The organism is Variovorax sp. LG9.2 (assembly GCF_035018885.1).
Taxonomy (GTDB): Bacteria; Pseudomonadota; Gammaproteobacteria; order Burkholderiales; family Burkholderiaceae_C; genus Variovorax.
In genome coordinates, this window is sequence record NZ_JASJXB010000024.1 from 43,131 (window position 1) to 63,710 (window position 20,580).

Sequence of the window (20,580 nt, forward strand, 5' to 3'; positions counted from 1 at the left end):
GTGCTTGCGGGATCACACCATCGGCGTCACGGCCCCGTCCATCGCCAGGATCGCGCCGGTGATGTAGCTGGCTTTCGACGATGCCAGAAACACCACCGCGTTGGCGATTTCTTCCGGCGTGGCGATGCGGCCGAGCGGCAACCGCGCAGTGGCGCGCTTCAGCGCCTCGTCCATGTCGATGCCTTGCGCCTTGGCGTCGACGGCCAGGCCTTCCTGCAGCCGGGTGGTGAGCGTGAGGCCGGGGTTCACCGCATTCACGCGTACGCCCCGCGGCGCGTAGGCGACAGCCATGCCGGCGCTGACCAGCATGAGCGCCGCGTTGGCCGCGCCGCCCGGCATGTGGACGGGGCTCGCGACCTTGCCGCCGGCGCCGACGACGTTGACGATGGCGCCACGACCTCGCTGGCCCATGCGCTTGACCACCGGATCGATCATGTGGATGGTGGTGAAGTACTTGGCTTCCATCGCTTCATGCCAGACCATGGCGTCTAGCAGATCCGGCGGCGTGCGCTTGGCGGCACCGGCAGAGTTCACCAACACGTCGACCGGGCCGAAGTTGCCTTCGGCTGCATCAAGCGCCTCGATCGCCTCGGAGGGCAGCTTGAGATCGGCGGCATACAGCGCCACGCGGCTGGCGGCGTCGGGGAGTTGCTCAAGGAGCGTGCGCTTAGCTTGATCGAGATTCGCCTGGTCACGCGAGACCAGGCTGACGCGCGCGCCTTCGCGCAGAAAACCGAGCGCGCAAGCCAAGCCGATGCCTTTGCTGCCGCCGGTGATGAGGATGTGCTGGTGTTCGAGTTGGAGGTCCATGCCGCCATTGAAACACCGCTCTAAGATTGCTGCATGACCGCATCCAACGCCAGTGCCCCCAGTGCCCCCAGCGCTATCGCGTCAAATCGCTTCTGGGCCGACCTGACGACGCGCGACTTCGCGGCGCTCGACGCGACCCGCACCGTCGCGGTGCTGCCGCTCGGCGCGACCGAGCAGCACGGGCCGCATCTGCCGCTGGGTGTCGACACGCGACTGGCCGATGGCATCGTCGCCGCGATGCTCCCGTTGTTGCTGCCCGATGCATCGGTGCTGGTGCTGCCGACGCAGGCGATCGGCCTGAGCCCGGAGCACGCGCGCTTTGCCGGCACGCTGACGCTGTCGGCCGAAACGCTCATCCGGATGTGGAAAGAGATCGGCGCCGGCGTGGCCCGTGCCGGCATCAAGAAGCTAGTGCTCTTCAACGCCCACGGCGGGCATGTCGGCGCGATGGACGTCGTGGCGCGCGAGCTGCGCGAGGCGCACGACCTCATCGTCTACAGCGTGAGCTGGTTCAATTTGCCGCTGGGCGACGCAGGCACGCAGTTCGGTGCCGACGAGCATCGCTTCGGCGTGCATGCCGGCGACATCGAGACCTCGATGGTGCTGACGCTGCATCCTGAACTCGTCCGCATGCAGGCGGCAGAAGACTTCGCGTCCGCATCGCAGCAGCGCGCCGCGGACTACGCCATTTTGGGCAACGGCAAGAGCGCCAAGCTGGGCTGGGCCATGCAGGATTACAACGCGCAGGGCGCGGCTGGCAACGCGCTTGCGGCGACGGCGGTGAAGGGGCGCGCGGTGGTTGAAGCTGCTGCGCGACAACTCGCGCTGCTGCTCGCCGAAGTGGCACGCTTGCCCTTGTCGATTTTGGGAAAGGACCCGGTATGAAGATGAAAACAGAGGCAAGGGCAAAGGCAAAGGCAACAACGGGGGTGGCCTTCAGATCGGTCGCGCGCGTGCTTGGAGGCCTTGCTTGTACAACGTCGCTGGCCTTCACGCCGGCTGCTTTCGCCGACACGATCAAGGTGCTGACATCGGGCGCCTTCAAGCAAGTGGTGCTGGCCTTCGTGCCCGCCTTCGAAGCTGAAACCGGCAACAAGGTCGAAGTTGCCGATGGCACCGCCGGCGCCCTGCAAAAGCGTGTCGATGGCGGTGAGGCATTCGACGTGGTGGTCATCACGCCGGCGGCACTCGCGCGATACGCCGAGACAGGAAAGGTCGTGCCGTCCAGCGTTGCGACCCTGGCAAAAGTCGGCGCTGGCGTGGGTGTGAAGGCGGGCTCGTTGTTGCCGGAGATCCGCACGGTCGAACAGTTCAAGCAGACGGTTCTGAACGCCCGCGCTGTCGCGTACATCGACCCGGCAGCGGGGGGCTCGAGCGGCATCTACCTGCAAGGCTTGTTCGATCGGCTCGGCATCGGCTCGCAGGTCGCGGCCAAGGCGGTGCTCGTGCAGGGTGGGTACTCTGCGGCCAAGCTCGTGACAGGCGAGGCCGATCTGGCGATCCAGCAGATCAGCGAGATCCTGCCGGTAGCCGGCGTCACGCTGGTCGGTCCACTGCCTGAAGAAATCCAGAACTACACCAGCTATGCCGGCGGGGTCGGTGCGGCGTCGATGCATGCGGCCACCGCGCAAGCCTTCATGTCGCGCATGACCGGTGCGGGCGCGGCCGACGTCATTCGTTCCAAAGGCATGTTGGCGCCCTGACGTTATCGGTCTATCGGTCGCCGCTCATCCTTCACTGGCCTCTGATCAGCCGGCGGCTGGCGTCATCCCGAAAGGCACGGATTCGGTCTTGCCAACCTTGACCGAGCCGTCAGGCCGCTCGCAGGTGCCGATCAGCAATCCGCTCGCCACGGCTCTCGCACGCAGCGCATCCACGATCTCATCGCGCCCCGGTGTTTCGGAAAACGCCTCGCCGGGCTTCAACGCGAAGATTTGAAATGCATAGCGATGCACGCCGTGACCGGGTGGCGGATCGGGTGGCAACCAGGCCGACTGCAGATAAGAGTTGCGACCGGTGTGCAGGCCAGCGCCGTCGTGCTCCGAACTCGCGAGTGCGCCTTCGGCGATGCCGCCGTCCTGCGGTGGCAGATCGACCACGATCGCATGCACCAGCGGGTTGGGCGTCGGCGAGTCGGCGTCTTCCACCAGCAGCACCAGGCTCGCGACATCGGCCGGAACCTTGGCCCATTGCAGCGGGGGCGAGTGGCCGATGCCGTCGGCCGTGTAGCGATCGGGAATGGGTGCGTGATCGACGAAGGCGAGGCTCGAGACTTCGATCGCCGCGAGGCCGCTGCGCAGGCCGAGCGTGTTGAACACGAGTTGGTCGAGGCCGGCACGCACATCGTGCAATGCGTGACCGATGACGTCGGGTAATTTTTCAAGCATGGGACGAGGTATAGCGCGCCTGTCCGGCGCGGGTTGTAGGACGGTGCATGACATGCGCAGCACAAGGTTGCCACCAGAATGTTTTCGAAACGAACACGTCATTCTCCATGCGCACCCCGCCCTCGTCTCCCGCATCTTTCCCGGCGCAGCCGCGCGCTTCTACCGGCATTGCCGGACTCGACAGCGTGCTCGGCGGCGGCCTGCCGCGGGGCCATCTTTACCTGCTCGAAGGAACGCCGGGCGCTGGCAAGACCACCCTCGGCCTGCAATTTCTTCTGGACGGTCGCGAGCGCGGCGAGCGCGGTTTGTACGTGACCCTTTCGGAGACCGCGACCGAGCTCGGCATCGTCGCCGCTTCGCACGGCTGGTCGCTCGAAGGCATCGAGGTTTTTGAGCTCGTGACTGAAGAGGGCCTGAGTCCGTCGGCCGAGCAGTCGATTCTCTATTCGTCCGAAGTCGAACTCGGGGAAACGACGCGCGGAGTCATGTCAGCGGTCCAGCGGTTGACGCCCAGCCGTGTCGTCTTCGACAGTCTTTCCGAGATGCGTTTGCTGGCGCAAGACCCGTTGCGCTACCGCCGTCAGATTCTGGCGCTCAAGCATTTTTTCGCCGCGCGCGAATGCACGGTGCTGCTCCTCGACGACATGACGGCTTCGGGTGGCGACCTGCAATTGCACAGCATCGCCCATGGTGTGCTGGGGCTGGATCAGGCCAGCGGAGACTACGGCCCGGTACGGCGCCATTTGCGCATCGTGAAGATGCGTGGCGTGAAGTACCGCGGTGGCGACCACGACGTGAGCTTGGACACCGGTGGCCTTGAAGTATTTCCGCGTCTCATCGCCTCTGAACACAGGACGGAGTTCGAGGCGTCATCGGTCTGCACGGGAACCACCGCATTCGATGCGTTGCTCGGCGGTGGCCTGGCGCGTGGCAGCAATACGTTGTTCATTGGTCCGTCGGGCGTGGGCAAGACGACGACCGCCATGTCTTGCGTGCTCGCCGCATTGCAACGTGGCGAGCGCGCTTCTTACTACCTGTTCGACGAAGGGATGGGCACCTTGCTGCAGCGCTGCGACTCGCTGAATCTGCCGATTCGCAACTACCTCGACAACGGTCAGCTCGAGGTCTTCGCGCTCGACCCGGCCGAGGTATCACCGGGGCAGTTCACCAACATGGTTCGCAATGCAGTGCAAAAACGCGGCGCCTGCACCGTAGTGATCGACAGTCTCAATGCGTACCTGCAAGCCATGCCGGGTGCCAAGTTCCTGCTGCTGCAGATGCACGAGCTGCTCAACTTCTTGAATCAGCAGGGCATCGTTACTTTGCTGGTGCTCGGGCAGCATGGCATCGTCGGCGACGTGCGCAGCGACCTCGACCTCAGCTATTTGTCGGACGCCATCGTGCTGTTCCGTTTTTTCGAGGCGCGCGGGCAGCTCTTGAAGGCGGTGTCGGTGGTCAAGAGCCGGACGAACCGGCACGAGCTGACGATTCGCGAGTTCAGGCTGGGCGATGCGGGCGTCGAAGTGGGGCCTGCCTTGACCGATTTCGAGGGCGTTCTGTCGGGCGTGCCGTCTTACAGAGGTGGTGTCCGTTTGCTCGGCGACGCGATGGTTGCCGCCGCCTGAGCATGGAAGGGCGCGTACTGATTCATACGCCGCGCGGACGCGATGCCGCGGTGGTTCAAAAGGTTCTGGCCGGTCGCGATCTGGTGGCGTTGGTGTGCGAGTCGGCCGAGGAAATGCTGACCAATCTCGATGAAGGCGCGGCGACCGCGATCCTGACCGAAGAGTCTTTGCTGCAAGTGCCGGAGATGCCGTTGAGCGCCTGGCTCACCGCGCAGCCCAGCTGGTCCGATTTTCCTTTTATCGTGTTGGCTTCGCGCGATGCCAATGGTCGTTCGCGAAGGGCGCTTGCGCTGCTGCAGAAACTCGGCAACGTGTTCGTATTGGAGCGGCCAGTGCATTCCGAAACTCTAGCGCGAGCTGCCGACGCCGCAGTGCGTGCGCGTCGCCGCCAATACGCGACGCGGCTCAACCTGCAGCAACTGCAGGACACGCGTGCCGAAGTCGAACGGCTGAACGGCGCGCTCGAGGAACGCATCGTGTCGCGCACCCGCGAGCTGGCCGGCGCCAACGACCGCCTGATGGCTGAGATCGCTGAACGGGAGCGGGCCCAGGCCGCGTTGATCCAGGTGCAGAAGATGGAGGCGATCGGTCGGCTCACGGGCGGCATCGCGCACGACTTCAACAACCTGCTGCACGTGGTCAACATGAACCTCGACATGGTGTCGCGTGTCGCCAAGGACGACAAGGTGCTGGGCATCGCGGCGCGCGCGAAGGGTGCGGTCGGACGCGGCGCCAAGCTGACCGGGCAACTGCTTTCCTTCGCTCGCAACCAGTCGCTGTTGCCGCGGCTGACCGACGTCAATGCGCTGCTGGAAGGGTTACGCGAACTGGTCGCGGTATCGGTCGGGCCGTCCGTCAACGTCGAACTGCAGCTGGCCGACGAACCCGTCTGGGCCGTGCTCGACGCCAATCAGCTGGAAATGGCCGTGCTCAATCTGGCGGTCAATGCGCGCGACGCCATGCCGGGCGGTGGCGCCCTGACCATCTGCGCATCTGTGGCCCACATGGCTTCTAGTGCGGACGGCCGAGACGCCGGGCATGGCGCTGATCCTGTGGGCGCCTTGTTGAAGCCCGGTCCCTATGTCGCCGTGTCGGTGGTCGACACCGGCGCTGGCATTCCTCCTCATCTGTTGACCAAGGTGTTCGACCCGTTCTTCACGACCAAGCCAGTAGGCAGCGGCACGGGCCTGGGGCTGAGCCAGGTCTATGGCTTCGCGCAGCAGTCGGGCGGCATTGCCACGGTGCGCAGCGAGGAAGGTCGCGGCACCGTGGTCGAGATGCGCTTTCCGGCGTCGAACGATCGGGTCCAAGCCGGGGCCTCGAACGCTGCGATACCGACGCCGGACGTCGCCGCCGAGCGGCAGAGGGTGCTGGTGATCGAAGACGACGCCGAGGTTCGCCGCGCCATCGTCGACAGTCTGACGATGCTGGGTTACGCGGTGAGCGAAGCGGCTGGCGGTGCCAGTGGACTGGCCGCGCTCGGGGCTGCGCCGCAGGATTTGCTGATCGTCGACTACGCCATGCCCGGCATGAATGGCGCCGAAGTGATCGCCAGGGCGCGCGAGCAGGCAGGCGATATTCCGGTGATCCTGGCGACCGGCTATGCCGACATGGCCGAGGTCGGACGTGTGCTCGGTACGCAGTCGATCCTGATCAAGCCTTTCGATATTTCGACACTCGCAACAGCCGTGTCAAAGGCGCTGCAGCCTGCGCTCGTCGCACCGACAGAACACAGTTAGCCGTCAGCTTGGTCGCTCTATCATCGGGCGGTTTCAACAACCGACAAAAGGGAAAAGCATGGGAATCATCTGGACAATTCTGATCGGCTTCATCGCCGGTCTGGTGGCACGTGCCGTGCTGCCGGGCAACCAGTCGCTGGGCTTCATCCTGACCACGGTCCTCGGAATTGCAGGATCGCTTATCGCGACCTACATCGGGCAGGCCATGGGTTGGTACACGGCGGGTGCAGGCGCGGGCTTCATCGCCTCGGTGGTCGGCGCGATCGTGTTGCTGGTGCTCTACGGGCTCGTCGCGCGCAAGAGCTGAACCCACAGACAAGGAGAAAATCATGGGATTGATGGACATTCTTCAGAGCGCGCTGGCTGGTAACGGCGCTGCGAACGAAGCAAATGCCGAACAGCATTTCGATCAAGCGGCTCAGCACGCGTCGACCGACGAATTGGGAGCCGGCCTGGCGGGCGCGATGCGCTCCGACCAGACACCGCCGTTCGGTGACATGGTCGGCAAGCTGTTCGGCCAATCGTCTTCTGCGCAGCAGGCGGGCGTGCTGAACCAGATTCTTGCCACGCTCGGGCCTGCTGCCGCATCCGCCATCGCAGGCGGTGCGCTGGGCCGCATCCTGTCGCCCGGCCAGACGCAGGTCACGCCGGACCAGGCATCGCAGTTGTCGCCGGCGCAGGTGACCGACATCGCGGCGCATGCCGAGCAGTCGCACCCCGGCATCGTCGATCAGGTGAGCCAGTTCTATGCGCAGCATTCGGGGCTCATCAAGATGCTCGGCAGCGCTGCGTTGATGGTCACGCTCGCAAAGATGAAAGAGAACGCGACAGCGCGCGGATAGCCTGAAGTCAGGCGCGCATGGCGCCGGGTTGCCAGAGTGCGCATAAAGTCACAGGCGCGCCCGACGGCCATGCGCTGCAGTCGTACAAACCCAGTGGTTTGCGTATGATGACCTTTGTAATTGATTGTTTCATGGCAATCAATTTGCAACCGTTTTCATGCGCTCCAGGGACACGATCATGCAAGCCACTCGAAGAGGATTTGGCCGGACGGCTGCTGCCATCGGTTTGTTGGGTGCGACGGGCGCCGCCACCCTGATCGGGACGACGTCGTTTGCCCAGGCTGCGCGCCGCGTCCCGGGTTGGAAGATCATCGTCGGCCAGTCCATCCCCATGACCGGCGCGGCCAACGAAATCGGCATGGCATTTGCGGCGGGCGCCAAGCTCTACGTCGACGCGTGGAACGAGCATGGCACCACCGGCCCGACGCTCGAACTGCGCCAGCTCGACGATGGCTACGACGCAGAGCGAGCCAAGGCCAATTCCACCAAGTTGCTGGGCAACGGCGCCGATGTGTTGTTCGGCTATGTCGGTACCGCCAGCAGCATGGCCGGCGCACAAGTGGCACAGCAGCAGGGCGCAGCGTTTTTCGCCCCTTTTGCGGCTCCCGACTTGTTGCGCGACAAGGCGCACGCCAACGTTTTCCATGTACGGCCGAGCATGGCCGACGAGGCTTTTGCGATGCTCCGGCACTGCGACATCCTCGGGCAAAAGCGCATCGCGGTCGTCGCCGACGACGACGCGATGGGGCGCGCCGCACTGCAGGCGGTGCAAGACGCCGCGGTCGAATTGAAGCTGGCGCCTCCGGTTGCAACCGTGTTCGTCAAGCCGGGCAGCACGCAAGTGGCCGCCGCGGTAGCCGTCATCGCCAAGGCTGAACCGCAGACCATCATCCAGGCGTCGCTCTCATCGACCACCGCAGCGTTCGTGCGCGAGATGCGCAAGACCGGCTACGGGAGCGCGTTCATGACGTTCTCTGTCGTTGGCATCGATCCGCTCTACACCGCGCTCGGCAAGGAAATCCGTGGCGTCATCATTTCGCAGGTGGTGCCGTCGCCGCGCAGTTCGGCCACGGTCGCCATCGTCAAGGAATATCTGGCGGCGGTCGGCGACTCGGATCAGATCGCGTCGTACGAAGGACTTGAAGGTTTCATCGCCGCCAAGGCGTTGGCCGAGGCTGCACGCCGCGCCGGGCCGTCCCCCACACGCGTGGCGCTGCAAAAAGCCATGACCGGCATGACCGACTACGACGTCGGCGGCTTTCGCGTGAACCTGCGTCCGCCACTGCACGATGCGGCACGCGCGGTCGACCTGGTCTACATCACGGCCGAGGGGCGCGTACTGCGCTGATGCCGTGCACGCGTCGCGGAGGCATTCGCTCATGTCGTGCGCGGCGCTGCTCGCTGCCGTGAGTGTCGGAACCGTCGAAGCGCAGGTGCAGCGCTGCACCGACGCGAATGGCAAGGTCTCGTATTCGGACGCGATGTGCGACGGCGACCGCGCCGTCAAGGTGTTCAGTGCGGGGTCGACCGCCAGCCAGCAGTGGAAGCCGGAGGGTTATCGTGCGCCGCTGCCGATGGTTCCACCACCGAACGCCCGACCTGTGCAGGTTCGTCAAATACGATGACCGCATGCCGCCTCGCGTTCCCAGTGTTCCAAAAGTCCCCAAGGCGCCAAAAGTCCCGCGCATTCCCCGCAGTCACCACTACCACGTGTATGTCGTGGAGCTCGACGACCAGGTCTGGAACAGCACGCGTTTTCGCAAGGCCAACTCTGGCTGGATGCTGGGCAAGCCCTTCGTCTACGTCGGCATGACGGGGCTCGATCCCGACGTGCGCTTCGACAAGCACAAGGCTGGTATCCAGGCCAACGTGTTCGTGCGCGACTTCGGTGTGCGGCTGCTGCCGAAACTCTACGATCGCTACAACCCGATGCCATACGACGCAGCGCGTGACATGGAGGTCGAACTCGGCATCTCGCTGCGCAGACTCGGCTTCGGTGTCTGGCAGGCTTGACGCACGAGGTGCCTCGGCTGGCACACTGGTCCGCATGCACCTGCTTTCTTCCACGATATTCGCTGCCTTGTTGATCGCCACCACGCCGTCCGCGACGTTTGCAGCGCAAGGTCATGGTCATGCTGCCGCGGCTGCAGCACAGATTGAAGACGTCATGGGCTCGCGGCTCGCCGCGGCGATCGACGGTCCGCAACGCAGTGCTGCCAATCGCGCACGCGATGCGGCGCGCCATCCTGTCGAAACCTTGCGCTTCTTTGGCCTCACGCCCGGCCGGACAGTGATCGAGATCGCTCCGGGCGGCGGCTGGTACACCGAGATCCTTGCGCCGTACCTGCGCGACGGCGGCAAGTTCTACGCCGCCTATGAACCGGATGAAAGCCCGGACGCCCGGGCTTCGCGCCAGCGCTTTGAGAAGAAGCTGGAAGCCAGCCCGGACGTCTATGGCCGTACTGTTCTCGGCACGATGCCCGCTGCCGGACGCGGCTTCGTCGGCATCGCGCCCAAGGGAGGTGCCGACTTGGTGCTCACCTTTCGCAACATCCACAACTGGATCGAGGCCGGTGATTTCGACGATATGCTGCGCGCGTTCTATGCGGTGCTCAAGCCCGGCGGCGTGCTCGGCGTCGAAGAGCATCGCGCGCCGGCCGGCACCTCGCTCGCCCGCGTCATCGCCAGCGGCTACGTGCCGGAAGATTTCGTCATTGCCCGCGCCCGCGCAGCGGGCTTCGAACTGGCAGCGCGCAGCGAGATCAACGCCAACGCGCGCGACACCAAAGACCATCCGAACGGCGTCTGGTCGCTGCCGCCGACGTTGCGCGGTGGTGATGTCGACCGGAAAAGGTTCGAAGGCATCGGCGAGTCCGACCGCATGACCTTGAACTTCGTGAAGCCGCTGCGCTGAAGGCGGCTTCAGGCGCACGTTTCAGGCGTACGTTTCAGGCGTACGTAACCCAGCTCTCGTAGTCCGGCCCGTCGAGGTGCGGCAGCGTGTTGTAGGTGACCAGCATGTGGCGCTTCGGCGTGAACACGAACTCTGTGACCGAGGTGTTCCGAATGCGCATGTTGAGCTCGATCGTCGTCTCCGCGCTGGTCCCCAATACATGGCCGACCGCCGTGCTGATCGGCCCGCCGCTCGACACCACCAGCACCTTGGCGCCATGGTGCCTGTCTCGCACATGGTCTAGCGCGGTCGTGACGCCCGCCAGAAAGTCGATGTAGTTGGGCATGCCGACCGGCTCGGTCTTGCCCTGCATCCACGCGGCGAGGCCAGTGCGAAGTAGCCGGAAATGATGGCGGTACATCTCCGGTGAATCGGCTTTTTCAAGCTTCTCCGGATGGATCGTCGCAATGATGGCCTCGCTGTCGTACTCGTTCAGCCCCGGCCACGGCAGCACGTCGTCGCGCTCGATGCCCAAACCCTTGGCGATGCCGTTCCATGTCTGGACATGGCGCTTGAGCGTTCCGGTGATCACCGCGTCGAACTTCACGCCCCGTTCGCGCCAGTACTCGCCAAGCCGCACGGCCTGACGGATTCCCAAATCGCTCAAGTTGTCGTAGTCCAACGCCCCGAAGCTTGCTTGTCCGTGGCGCACGAAGTAGAGGGTTCCCATGAGTCTATTTGGCAATAGCAGGGCTGGAAAAGCTTGTCCCGCTTGCGACTTTTGCTATCGTTTTTATAGCATCTGACGAGGTGGAACAAATTGGCACTTCGCTTTGGAAGGTAGTACTTGGTGCTTACCAGCAACAGCCAAACGCCAAACTTGTGTAACACTAAGATACTCGATTGCACTGTTCTGCACGTCTAGTTGTTACTGGGCGTAGCGGACATTTTCACCGTCATCGGAGCTTGTTTTGAATACCTCGTATCGCAGCGTCTGGAACCATGCTCTCGGCGCATGGGTTGCCGTTTCTGAAGTCACACGTTCGCGCGGAAAGCGCTCTGGGTCGGTGGTTGCGATCGCTGCCGCAACGTTTGTAGGTTTCTTCGCTGCTACGGGCGCCTCGGCACAGTCGCATGACTATGGCAATGGCCCGTATGGCACCGTTATCAACACGGCCCCGGCCCCGGCTACGATTTCTCTAAATACCAACCTTGGCATCGATGCAAGCCAAACAGCCGACATCAATGGTGCAGGCGGGATTATCAAAACGGGCGTGGGTCGCTTGGCTCTGAGCAGCACGACAAGCAACTACACCGGCGCGACAACGATCAATGCGGGCATTCTGGCCATTTCAAACGATCTGGCATTGGGAAACGCGGCTAACGGCCTGCAACTCAACGGTGGAACACTCCAGTTCGGGGCCGGAAACGTCACGAGCGCGCGGGCCATAACCGTATCGGCTAGCGGTGGCTCGATTGACGTCAACGACGCCTTCGCAAATGTCCTGAGCGGTGGCTTCGCCGGCAGCGGTGCACTGGCGCTGGTCAACCTCGGGACCAGCCCGAGCGAAACGACGCGACTGACGCTGGCAGGCAGCAGCGCGGGGTTCACCGGAACTACCCAAGTCGGCCGCAACGATGTGCCAAATGTCCCTGCTTCGGGCCGCATCAACGTCGCAATCACGAGTGACGGCGCCCTCGGAACGGGCGGCAACGTGGTCAACATCTACAACAACGGCGAACTCGATTTCACGGGCACGGGCGTTACCGCCGGCAACTTGCACATCAACACGCTGAGAAGTACCGATACGCTGGGAACGAACTCCGGCGTGACGTTCGCTGCCGGCGCGTCGGCTGGCAATGCCACCATCGGCATCAGTGCTGCGGGCGCTTTGATCGACTTTCTAACCGGTACGACGGCGGCAACATCGACCCTTAACAATAGCGGCGGCGGTCGAATCTATTTCGAGGGCAACAGCACGGGCGGCACTGCAACGATCAACAACACCGACGGTCGGCTGTATCTCCTGGGCACGGTAGATCTGAGCGGTGCCAAGGTGAACAACGCCGTCGCCGGAACGGTCTATATCAGCGACTCCACCACCGGCGTTGCGATTGGCAGGCTGTCAGGCGCCGGCAACGTGGTCTTGGGCGGAAAAGCGTTGACGGTCGGCGGGGCCAGCATTTTGGGTGACAGCGACACCATCAGCGGCGTCATTTCTGACTTGGGCAAGCAGTTCAAGGACCTCAATGGCAACGGCTACAACAACGCCGCTACTGCGGCCGGCGGTTCAGTCGTCAAAGTCGGCGCCGGAACGCTGGCGCTGACCGGCACAAACACCTATTCGGGCGGTACCGGCATCACTGCGGGAACCCTGGCGTTCAATAACGCGCAAGCCTTGGGCACTGGCGCGGTCGTCATGACCGGTGGTGAATTGCTGGCGACAAACGACGTGGCGTTCGGCAGTGCCTTGCAGAGCATCACTTTCAACGGATCGGCCACCGTGGCCGCAGCGACAGGCAAGACGTTTACTTTCACGGCTGGCATCACCAACAAGGCATCGGTCGCGACCTTCGGCAACGCGACCGACAACGGCGTGGTGCTGTTCACGCCCGCGTCTGTCACGACGACCAACGTGGCGAGCCTGAACGTGGCCGGCGGCACGCTGCGCGCCGGCGACGCCACCGGCCTCAACGCCCTGACCTCGATCAATGCATCGACGACAGTCGCCAAGGGCGCCACGCTCGATCTCAACAGTTTCAACACGAGCGTTGCCAACCTGCAAGGTGCTGGAACGGTACTGACGGGTACGGACGCGTCGAAGGCGCTTACGGTCAATGCCGGCAACTTCGCTGGCTCGATTCAGGGCGCAGACAGCCTCATCAAGAACACTGTCGGCACCCTCGTCCTGTCGGGCGTCAACACGTACGGCGGCGCGACCACGGTCAACGCGGGCGTCTTGCGCGCCGGTGCCGCCAATGTGCTGCCGGTCGGCACGGCGCTCACCGTTGCAAATGCTGCCACCTTCGACCTGAATGGCCAGGCGCAGACCATCGGTTCCCTGGCCGGCGTCGCCGGCAGCGCTGTCACGCTCGGCAGTGCAACGCTCACGACCGGTGGCAACAACGCGAGCACGGCCTTCGACGGTGTGGTCTCGGGCACCGGCTCGCTGGTGAAGACGGGCACGGGCACCTTCACGCTTGGCGGTGCTAACAGCTATGCCGGTGCCACCAACGTGAATGCCGGAACTCTTCAGGCCAGTGCGGCCAACGTGCTGCCATCCAATACGGCCGTGACCGTGGCCAACGGCGCTACGCTCGCACTCGCCAACCAGGCGCAGACCATCGGCTCGCTGGCCGGCGCAGGCGCCGTGACGCTCGGCTCTGCCGCACTGACCACCGGCGGCGCGAATACCAGCACGGCCTTCACTGGCGCGATCTTTGGCAGCGGCTCGCTGATAAAGACAGGCACCGGCGTCTTCGCCGTCTCAGGTGCCAACACGTACACCGGCACCACCACCGTGGCCCAGGGCACGCTCTCGGCGACCGCAGCCAATGGCCTCAGCGCCGCCTCGGCCCACACAGTCGCCTCTGGCGCCACCCTGGCGCTCAACGGCAACAGCCAGACCGTCGCCTCGCTCACCAACTCCGGCATCGTCTCGATCGTCGGCACCACCCCCGGCACCACGCTGACGGTGAACGGCGCGTACGTGGGCAACGGCGGTACGCTGGCGCTGGGCACCCTGCTCGGCGCCAACGGCACCTCCGACCGCCTGGTGTTGAACGGCGCGGGCGCCAGCGCCTCGGGCTCGACCAACGTCGCCATCACCAACTTCGGCGGCCTGGGCGCACTGACCACCGGCAACGGCATCGAAGTCGTGACCGCACAAGGCGGCGCCACCAGCACCAAGACCGCCTTCGCACTCGCCGGCGGCCACGTCGATGCCGGCGCTTTCCAGTACCGTTTGTACGCAGCCGATGCGGCCGGCAATGGCAGCAGTTTCTTTTTGCGTTCGCAGGACACCACGCAGGTCGCGCCCGTTACCCCAGGCACGCCCGTCACGCCGACCTTCCCGACGCTGAGCGTCCCGAGCTACCGCGCCGAAGTGCCGGTGTATTCGGCAATGGGCAATGTGCTGCGCCAGGACGACCTCGCGATGCTCGGCAACCTGCATCGCCGCATGGGCGACGAAGCCAACGTTGCGACCGCACCGGCCAGTGGCATGGCCGGTGATTCGGGCTGGGGCAGCGGCAACCGCCGTGCCTGGGGCCGCGTCTTCGGCGGCACCACTACCATCGCGCAGAGCGGTACCGTGGGCACCGACACCCGCGCCAGCACGACCGGCTTCCAGACCGGTGTCGATCTCTTCGCCAACGACCGCTGGAACGCCGGCGTCTACATCGGCGCCCTGCGCACCGATGCCAACGTCAACGGCAACTTCGGCCTGGGTGGCCTGAGCGGCTATGCCGGCAGCTTCCGCGCCGACAGCCAGTACCTGGCGGGCTACGCGACGTACCAGATCCCGCAAGGCATGTACGCCGACTTCGTGTTGCAGTACGGCCGCCAGGACGTGACCGCCGATGCGCTGTTCAAGCCGAGCGCCAAGACCAAGGGCGACAGCCTTTTGGCCTCGGCTGAAGTCGGCCAGCGCTTTGCGATTGGCAATGGCTGGGCGATCGAACCCCAGGCCCAGTTGGTGTATCACCGCCTGAACCTGGACAACACCGGCATCACCGGCTTCACCAACGTGCAGCAAAACCCGGACAGCCAGATCCTCGGCCGCATCGGCGTGCGCTTTGCGGGCGACATGATGACGTCAATGGGTCGCTTCCAACCGTACGCACGGGTGAACCTGTGGCACGGATTCGGTGGTACCGACACGGCGACTTTCGTCGGACTGGCAGGTGCGACCACGATCTCCAGCCGCATCGGCTACACGTCGACCGAATTGGCTGTCGGCGCCACGCTGTCGGTCACCAAGTCGGTGAGCCTGTACGGCGAAGTGGGCAAGCTGTTTCACTCCGGTGGCAGCGATGCGCGGGTGAAGACTTCGGTGCAGGGATCGCTGGGTGTGAAGTTCGCGTTCTAACTGGCTAGCTTGCAAGGACACCGGCGAACATGCCGGTGTCGACATTGCCGCCGGTGAGCGCAATGCCCACCGTCCTGCCGCGCCAGCGGTCCTGCTGTTGCAGGGCCGCTGCCAGCGCCGCAGCACCGGCACCCTCGGCCACGTTGTGCGTATCAATAAATAGCGCACGCATGGCTTCGGCGACTTCGTCGTCACTCACCGCAATCACATCGTCGGCTTCGCGTTGGATGACCTGAAGTGCCTCGGGCACGGGCGTTCGGCAGGCCATGCCGTCAGCCAGTCGCGTGCTGACAGGCGCCTCCATCATCCGTCCTGCCTTGAAGGAATCGCGGTAGGCCGTGGCGTGCGACGACACCACGCCGATGATTTGCGTCGACACGCCGCAATGCGCGCGCGCCACGGCGGCGGCTGCAAAGCCGGAACCGAGCCCGATCGGGACGAACAGCACGTCGGGTGGCGTATCGCGCAAGGCATCGAAGAATTCGACATACGCCGTAGCGACGCCGCGCACCAGATCGCGATGAAACGACGGCACGCGGTGCAGGCCGTCGCGCGTGGCCAGCATGCCGGCGTGCTCGCTGGCCTCCTGAAAATCGTTGCCGTGTTCGATCAGCGTGACGCCGAGCGCGCGCATGGCAGCGTTCTTTTCGACCGAGTTGCCGTGCGGCACGACGATGGTGGCGGCAAGCCCGTGGCGCCGTGCAGCGAAGCCGACCGACTGGCCGTGGTTGCCGCGGGTCGCACTGATCACATGGCGCACGGTGGGTTGTTGCCGCGCCAGCATCTCGAAGTAAGTGAGGCCGCCACGGATCTTGAAGGCGCCGACCGGCGTGTGGTTCTCGTGCTTGACCCACACCGTGGCGCCGAGCCGTGTGGACAACAGCGGCCACGCGTATTGCGGTGTCGGCGGCATGGCGGCGTACACCGTGCGTTGTGCGGCTTCGATTTCTTCGCGGTCGAACAGCATGGGTGCGGGTGCGGGTGCGGATGCGGATGCGGATGCGGGCGTGTTCTCCGACAAAAGCACGGCGGTCATTTGCGCTCCGTCAGCGCGATGCGCACTGCGATGGCCGCGAGCACGGTGCCCATCACGTAGCGCTGCGTACGCAGCCAGCCGGTGCTCTGCGACAGCAGTGCCGTGATGCCCGCCGCACCGAACACCAGCGTCGCATTGACGACCGCGCTGCCTGCGATCTGCACCGCACCCAGCATCGCGCTCTGCAGCAGCACCGAGCCATGCTCCGGGTGAATGAATTGCGGAAAGAACGAAAGGTAGAACATCGCCACCTTCGGGTTCAGCAGGTTGGTCAGGAAGCCCATGCGAAAGAGCTTGCCCGGCCGGTCTGCCGGCAGTGCGCGCGGCTCGAATGGCGCTGTGCCGCCGGGCTTCACCGCCTGCCATGCGAGCCAAAGCAGGTAAGCCGCGCCGATCAGGCGTATCGCATCGAAGGCCAGCGGCACGGCGAGCAACAGCGCCGTCAGCCCGAGCGCCGCGGCGACCAGATGCACCAGAAACGCCAGCAACACGCCCGCCAGCGAGACGAACCCCGCGCGCCGCCCCTGCACCAGCGTGCGCGAGACGCAATAGATCATGTTCGGCCCCGGGGTCAGCGCCAGCAGCAGCGAGGCGATGGCGAACCAGGTGAGTTCGGCGACGGAAAGCATGGTCAGAGTCCTTTGGATTCGAGCGTGACGGGGCCGCGCGGTGTGTCGAGCACAGCGACGAGGTTCGGTGCGCCGGCAAGCACGTTCATGTCGACGAGGCCGATGGCTGTCAGCGCGGTTGCAAGGTCGTCGGCGCGCGGGTGTGTCAGATGCATCGAACGCAGCGAGATGCCCGAAGTTGGCAGGCTCTCGACCGGGTGCACGGCGCCCCACTGGATCAACGTCGGCAGCGCGCCGTAGAAAAGGCGCTGGCCGTCGTCGCGCACGGTGATTTGCCATTCGAGGCGGCCGGCGGCCGTGTCGCGTGCGGCTTCGATCAAGGGGCCGCGATCGATGTGTGCGTGGTGGCGCGACAGCGCCTCCAGCGAGGCGCGCGCATCGGCCACGCGGGCGACGAAATGGATCAGGTGCGGACCGTGGCGTGCGAGGCCCGCCTGCAGCACCGCATCGTCGAAGTCGAACCAGCGGCGCAATCCGGCTGCGCGCGTCGGCGTCGTTTTGCGATTGATCGCGATGATCTCTAAGTAGCTCTGCGGAAACGCATCGCTCGAAATGGCGAGCAAGCGGTTGTGCGTGCCCATCATCGGATGCGGTCCGCCTGTCGAGGGCGTGACGCCGAGCGTGGCCTCGCACCAGGCCACGCCTTCGTCCAGCGAGGCCGCAGCGATGACGAGGTGGTCGAGGCGGGCTGGCATCGCTACAACGTGACCGTGCCGTCGATGCAGGTGACCGAATCGCCACCGATCCAGATCGTGCCGTCGGCGTCGCGCTCGACGGTCACGCGGCCGTCGCGGCCCAGCGTCTGGCCTTGTGCGACGAGGTAGCGGGCCGGCAGGTGGTCGTCGGCAATCAGCCATTCGGCGAGACCGGCGTTCAAGCTGCCGGTGACCGGGTCTTCCTCGATGCCCATGTTGGCAGCGAACGCGCGGACTTCCAGGTCGGCCGCGATCGGGGCGATGGGCTTCACGCTGGCTTTGTCCGCACTGCCGAAGGCGCGCGCCTCGCGGTTCGATCGACCGATAAGCGCGCCGTTCGAAGCCGGCGCAGGAACGCCGGCGACGCCGACCGCCTGTCCCAGTTCCTTGAGCGCGCGATGGTCCGGCGTCAGCGCGAGCACCGTGTCCGCATCGTTCAGCAGCAGCCCGAGCCACACCGGCCCGTTGTCGAGCAGTTGGGCCGACAGAATCTGATGCGCCTTCAGTCCGAGCGCACTCGCCACCTTGGCCAGCAAGGTGGGGCTCGGCGCACTGCGCTTGAGCTTGGGCGCCGCGAAGGCAAGCCGATCGCCGTTGGCGCCGGCTTCGCGCCGCACCGTGACCAGCCCGGCGGCGCATTGCTGCACCACGCGGCCTTCGGATCTCGGTCGACCGCCGGCCTCCAGCCAGGCATGGCAACTGCCCAGCGTGGGATGGCCCGCAAAGGGCATCTCGCCGCCGGGCGTGAAGATGCGCACGCGGTAGTCGGCGGCATCGTCGGTCGGCGGTAGCACGAAGGTCGTTTCCGACAGATTGGTCCAGTGCGCGAAGCGTTGCAGCTCGGCGTCGTCGAGGTCGGTGCCATCGAGCACCACGGCCAGCGGGTTGCCGCGGTACCGCACGGCGGTGAACACGTCGACTTGTTTGAACGCACGGGTTTTCATTTGTCGTCTATTCCAGTGCGAGGTCGAGCACGCCGCGCGCGCCCACGCGTGCCGACACGTCGGCGAACCAGCGCTCGAGGTTCGGCCAGGCCGGTCGCGTGTACTCGGTGACGGGCAAGCCGAACCAGCGATGCGTCTCGCAACCGATCGGGATGTCGGCCATGGTGAAGCGGTCGCCCGCCATGTAGGCCCGGTCCGCCAGATGCGTGTCGAGCATCGCGAGCAGCGGCTCGGTCGCATTCACCGAGCGGGCGATCACGGCGGCGTCGCGTTCGTCCGGCGCCTTGCGAATCCACTGCACGAACGCGCCACCGCTGACCGCGTTGAGGGCGGTCTGCTGCCAGTCCATCCAGCGCTCGGCATCGAAGCGTTCGCCCAGCAAGTCGGGATAGAGCTTGCCGAGCGAGTGCTTCGCGCACAGGTAGCGCACGATGACGTTCGACTCCCACAACACCACGCGCTCGGTGCCCTCGCCGTCGTCGATCACCGGCACCATCGCGTTCGGATTGAGCGCCAGGTACTCGCGTGTTTGCACCACGCCGAAGCGGCCGCCGGCTTCGGTGCGCTGGAAGTCGAGCCCGAGCTCCTGCGCGCACCAGACGACCTTGCGCACGTTGAGTGAACTGATGCGGCCCCAGATGTTGAGCATGGTTCGGTTCTTAGGTTTCTGTTTCAGTCGTTCAGGTCGAGGCCAGCTCGCGCTCGACCTTGGCCGCGGCGTTGTGCGCCAGCTGTTCGCGCAGCGTCGCTGCGAGCGCAGCGATGGCGATGTCGATTTCTTCGACGCTGGCCGTCACGAACGACAGTCGAAGCGTGCGCGGATCGCCTTCTCCAGCGAAGAACGGCGCACCCGGCACGAAAGCCACGCCGCGCGCGACCGCCTTCGGCAGCAGCGCCACGGTGTCGATGCCCTCAGGCATGCGCGCCCACAGGAACATGCCGCCGACCGGCGTGTTGAACTCGACGTCGAGTCCCTTCATCTCGCGGCGCAGGGCAGCGATCATCGCGTCGCGCTGGCGCTTGTACAGGGCGCGGATCGTCGGCACGTGGCGGTCCAGAAAGTTGTCTTTCATGACCGACGACACCATGCGCTGCGTGAAGATCGGCGTGTGCAGATCGACCGCCTGCTTGGCCTGCAAAAGCTTGGGGTAAATCGCTTTGGGCGCGACCAGGAAGCCTAGGCGGAGTCCCGGTGCCAATACCTTGGAGAACGAGCCGAGGTAGATGCAGCCTTCCGGGTTGCGCGAGGTGAGCGAGAGCGGCGGCGGCGCGTCGAACCACAGGTCGCCGTAGGGGTTGTCTTCGACGATGGGCAGGCCTGCCTTGGCTGCGGCGGCCGACACGGCGGCGCGCCGCGCCTCGGTCCAGGTGCGGCCGGTAGGGTTCTGAAAATTGGGCAGCAGATAGACAAAGCGCGCGTCTTTGGCCTTGGCCAGCAGGTCGTCGACAAGCACGCCGTCGTTGTCGCTCGCCACGCTCACCGGCACCGGCTCCATCGGGCCGAAAGCCTGCAGCGCGCCGAGGTAGGTCGGGGTTTCGACAAGCACCTTGCTGCCCGGATCGATCAGCACCTTGGCGACCAGGTCGAGTCCTTGCTGCGAACCGGTGGTGATGAGCACCAGCGAAGGATCGACGTTCCACGGCAGCATGTCGGCCACGGCTTGCCGCAGCGGCCCATAGCCTTCGCTCGCCGCGTACTGCAAGGCTGCCTGACCATCGGTGTGCAGCACTTCGGCGCAAGCGTCGGCGAACTCCTGGATGGGAAATGTCTTGGGTGAGGGCAGGCCGCCCGCCAGGCTGATGATGCCGGGCTGTTCGGCGACCTTCAGAATTTCCCGCAACACCGAGGGATTCATCTTTTCGGCCCGTGCGGCCAGTTTCCAGTCCATG

General features: G+C 65.1%; 20 protein-coding genes. 11 read left to right on the plus strand and 9 right to left on the minus strand.

The features are described 5' to 3' along the window. Positions 1-12 precede the first annotated feature (12 nt). Entirely contained in the window at positions 13-810 is a 798-nt protein-coding gene (locus QN413_RS20325; protein WP_323498383.1) for an SDR family oxidoreductase, read from the minus strand. Positions 811-843: 33 nt separating this feature from the next. Here QN413_RS20325 and QN413_RS20330 point away from each other — a divergent pair, with 33 nt between their 5' ends. Both QN413_RS20330 and QN413_RS20335 read left to right on the plus strand, forming a co-directional pair. Next, a complete protein-coding gene (locus tag QN413_RS20330) occupies positions 844-1,695 on the plus strand; it encodes a creatininase family protein (RefSeq protein WP_323498384.1) in 852 nt (283 codons plus the stop codon). Beyond that, positions 1,692-2,513 carry a substrate-binding domain-containing protein gene (locus QN413_RS20335; RefSeq protein ID WP_323498385.1) on the plus strand — a complete coding sequence of 274 codons (822 nt, stop codon included), beginning with the start codon at positions 1,692-1,694 and terminating at the stop codon, positions 2,511-2,513. The genes QN413_RS20330 and QN413_RS20335 overlap by 4 nt, the downstream gene beginning before the upstream one ends. 45 nt (positions 2,514-2,558) lie before the next feature. On the opposite strand, the gene QN413_RS20340 is transcribed toward QN413_RS20335, so the two are convergent. Then, the gene (locus QN413_RS20340; RefSeq protein WP_323498386.1) at positions 2,559-3,197 is read right to left on the minus strand and encodes a YbhB/YbcL family Raf kinase inhibitor-like protein; all 639 of its coding nucleotides are present in this window, start codon (positions 3,195-3,197) and stop codon (positions 2,559-2,561) included. A gap of 107 nt (positions 3,198-3,304) precedes the next feature. On the opposite strand from QN413_RS20340, the gene QN413_RS20345 reads away from it, so the two are divergent. The 8 genes from QN413_RS20345 (at position 3,305) to QN413_RS20380 (ending at position 10,317) form a co-directional block, all read left to right on the plus strand. After that, a complete protein-coding gene (locus tag QN413_RS20345) occupies positions 3,305-4,822 on the plus strand; it encodes an ATPase domain-containing protein (RefSeq protein WP_323498387.1) in 1,518 nt (505 codons plus the stop codon). A 2-nt stretch (positions 4,823-4,824) separates the two neighbouring features. Further along, positions 4,825-6,561 carry a response regulator gene (locus QN413_RS20350; RefSeq protein WP_323498388.1) on the plus strand — a complete coding sequence of 579 codons (1,737 nt, stop codon included), beginning with the start codon at positions 4,825-4,827 and terminating at the stop codon, positions 6,559-6,561. A 58-nt stretch (positions 6,562-6,619) separates the two neighbouring features. Further along, the gene (locus QN413_RS20355) at positions 6,620-6,868 is read left to right on the plus strand and encodes a GlsB/YeaQ/YmgE family stress response membrane protein (protein ID WP_323498389.1); all 249 of its coding nucleotides are present in this window, start codon (positions 6,620-6,622) and stop codon (positions 6,866-6,868) included. 22 nt (positions 6,869-6,890) lie between these two features. Then, positions 6,891-7,403 (plus strand): hypothetical protein, encoded by a 513-nt coding sequence (locus QN413_RS20360; protein ID WP_323498390.1) that lies wholly within the window; start codon positions 6,891-6,893, stop codon positions 7,401-7,403. Positions 7,404-7,581: 178 nt separating this feature from the next. Further along, entirely contained in the window at positions 7,582-8,751 is a 1,170-nt protein-coding gene (locus tag QN413_RS20365; protein ID WP_323498391.1) for an ABC transporter substrate-binding protein, read from the plus strand. Between the two features lie 58 nt (positions 8,752-8,809). Then, a complete protein-coding gene (locus tag QN413_RS20370; protein WP_323498392.1) occupies positions 8,810-9,028 on the plus strand; it encodes a DUF4124 domain-containing protein in 219 nt (72 codons plus the stop codon). A gap of 4 nt (positions 9,029-9,032) precedes the next feature. Continuing rightward, positions 9,033-9,416, plus strand: a complete 384-nt coding sequence (locus tag QN413_RS20375; protein WP_323498393.1) for a hypothetical protein — start codon at positions 9,033-9,035, stop codon at positions 9,414-9,416. A 34-nt stretch (positions 9,417-9,450) separates the two neighbouring features. Then, on the plus strand, positions 9,451-10,317 hold the full coding sequence (locus QN413_RS20380; protein ID WP_323498394.1) for a methyltransferase: 867 nt from the start codon (positions 9,451-9,453) through the stop codon (positions 10,315-10,317). Positions 10,318-10,351: 34 nt separating this feature from the next. On the opposite strand, the gene QN413_RS20385 is transcribed toward QN413_RS20380, so the two are convergent. Continuing rightward, positions 10,352-11,026: a histidine phosphatase family protein gene (locus QN413_RS20385; RefSeq protein WP_323498395.1), complete on the minus strand. Its 675-nt coding sequence runs from the start codon at positions 11,024-11,026 to the stop codon at positions 10,352-10,354. Between the two features lie 241 nt (positions 11,027-11,267). On the opposite strand from QN413_RS20385, the gene QN413_RS20390 reads away from it, so the two are divergent. Further along, entirely contained in the window at positions 11,268-15,386 is a 4,119-nt protein-coding gene (locus QN413_RS20390; protein ID WP_416352214.1) for an autotransporter outer membrane beta-barrel domain-containing protein, read from the plus strand. Positions 15,387-15,390: 4 nt separating this feature from the next. Here QN413_RS20390 and QN413_RS20395 read toward each other — a convergent pair whose 3' ends face one another. The 6 genes from QN413_RS20395 to QN413_RS20420 form a co-directional block, all read right to left on the minus strand. Beyond that, positions 15,391-16,353, minus strand: a complete 963-nt coding sequence (locus tag QN413_RS20395) for a threonine dehydratase (RefSeq protein WP_323498413.1) — start codon at positions 16,351-16,353, stop codon at positions 15,391-15,393. Between the two features lie 65 nt (positions 16,354-16,418). After that, positions 16,419-17,051 carry a LysE family translocator gene (locus QN413_RS20400; protein WP_323498396.1) on the minus strand — a complete coding sequence of 211 codons (633 nt, stop codon included), beginning with the start codon at positions 17,049-17,051 and terminating at the stop codon, positions 16,419-16,421. A gap of 2 nt (positions 17,052-17,053) precedes the next feature. Further along, positions 17,054-17,746, minus strand: a complete 693-nt coding sequence (locus tag QN413_RS20405; protein WP_323498398.1) for a VOC family protein — start codon at positions 17,744-17,746, stop codon at positions 17,054-17,056. A gap of 2 nt (positions 17,747-17,748) precedes the next feature. Continuing rightward, positions 17,749-18,690 carry a PhzF family phenazine biosynthesis protein gene (locus QN413_RS20410; RefSeq protein ID WP_323498399.1) on the minus strand — a complete coding sequence of 314 codons (942 nt, stop codon included), beginning with the start codon at positions 18,688-18,690 and terminating at the stop codon, positions 17,749-17,751. A 7-nt stretch (positions 18,691-18,697) separates the two neighbouring features. Further along, the gene (locus QN413_RS20415; protein WP_323498401.1) at positions 18,698-19,339 is read right to left on the minus strand and encodes a glutathione S-transferase; all 642 of its coding nucleotides are present in this window, start codon (positions 19,337-19,339) and stop codon (positions 18,698-18,700) included. 31 nt (positions 19,340-19,370) lie between these two features. Beyond that, positions 19,371-20,579, minus strand: coding sequence for a PLP-dependent aminotransferase family protein (locus QN413_RS20420; RefSeq protein ID WP_323498402.1), 1,209 nt, complete (start codon positions 20,577-20,579; stop codon positions 19,371-19,373). Position 20,580 lies beyond the last annotated feature (1 nt).

What these genes read in the sequence shown, in the direction of transcription:
- QN413_RS20325 (WP_323498383.1), bottom strand. Translation starts at nt 810, where the DNA reads ATGGACCTCCAACTCGAACACCAGCACATCCTCATCACCGGCGGCAGC.
- QN413_RS20330 (WP_323498384.1), top strand. Translation starts at nt 844, where the DNA reads ATGACCGCATCCAACGCCAGTGCCCCCAGTGCCCCCAGCGCTATCGCG.
- QN413_RS20335 (WP_323498385.1), top strand. Translation starts at nt 1,692, where the DNA reads ATGAAGATGAAAACAGAGGCAAGGGCAAAGGCAAAGGCAACAACGGGG.
- QN413_RS20340 (WP_323498386.1), bottom strand. Translation starts at nt 3,197, where the DNA reads ATGCTTGAAAAATTACCCGACGTCATCGGTCACGCATTGCACGATGTG.
- QN413_RS20345 (WP_323498387.1), top strand. Translation starts at nt 3,305, where the DNA reads ATGCGCACCCCGCCCTCGTCTCCCGCATCTTTCCCGGCGCAGCCGCGC.
- QN413_RS20350 (WP_323498388.1), top strand. Translation starts at nt 4,825, where the DNA reads ATGGAAGGGCGCGTACTGATTCATACGCCGCGCGGACGCGATGCCGCG.
- QN413_RS20355 (WP_323498389.1), top strand. Translation starts at nt 6,620, where the DNA reads ATGGGAATCATCTGGACAATTCTGATCGGCTTCATCGCCGGTCTGGTG.
- QN413_RS20360 (WP_323498390.1), top strand. Translation starts at nt 6,891, where the DNA reads ATGGGATTGATGGACATTCTTCAGAGCGCGCTGGCTGGTAACGGCGCT.
- QN413_RS20365 (WP_323498391.1), top strand. Translation starts at nt 7,582, where the DNA reads ATGCAAGCCACTCGAAGAGGATTTGGCCGGACGGCTGCTGCCATCGGT.
- QN413_RS20375 (WP_323498393.1), top strand. Translation starts at nt 9,033, where the DNA reads ATGCCGCCTCGCGTTCCCAGTGTTCCAAAAGTCCCCAAGGCGCCAAAA.
- QN413_RS20380 (WP_323498394.1), top strand. Translation starts at nt 9,451, where the DNA reads ATGCACCTGCTTTCTTCCACGATATTCGCTGCCTTGTTGATCGCCACC.
- QN413_RS20385 (WP_323498395.1), bottom strand. Translation starts at nt 11,026, where the DNA reads ATGGGAACCCTCTACTTCGTGCGCCACGGACAAGCAAGCTTCGGGGCG.
- QN413_RS20395 (WP_323498413.1), bottom strand. Translation starts at nt 16,353, where the DNA reads ATGCTGTTCGACCGCGAAGAAATCGAAGCCGCACAACGCACGGTGTAC.
- QN413_RS20400 (WP_323498396.1), bottom strand. Translation starts at nt 17,051, where the DNA reads ATGCTTTCCGTCGCCGAACTCACCTGGTTCGCCATCGCCTCGCTGCTG.
- QN413_RS20405 (WP_323498398.1), bottom strand. Translation starts at nt 17,746, where the DNA reads ATGCCAGCCCGCCTCGACCACCTCGTCATCGCTGCGGCCTCGCTGGAC.
- QN413_RS20410 (WP_323498399.1), bottom strand. Translation starts at nt 18,690, where the DNA reads ATGAAAACCCGTGCGTTCAAACAAGTCGACGTGTTCACCGCCGTGCGG.
- QN413_RS20415 (WP_323498401.1), bottom strand. Translation starts at nt 19,339, where the DNA reads ATGCTCAACATCTGGGGCCGCATCAGTTCACTCAACGTGCGCAAGGTC.
- QN413_RS20420 (WP_323498402.1), bottom strand. Translation starts at nt 20,579, where the DNA reads ATGGACTGGAAACTGGCCGCACGGGCCGAAAAGATGAATCCCTCGGTG.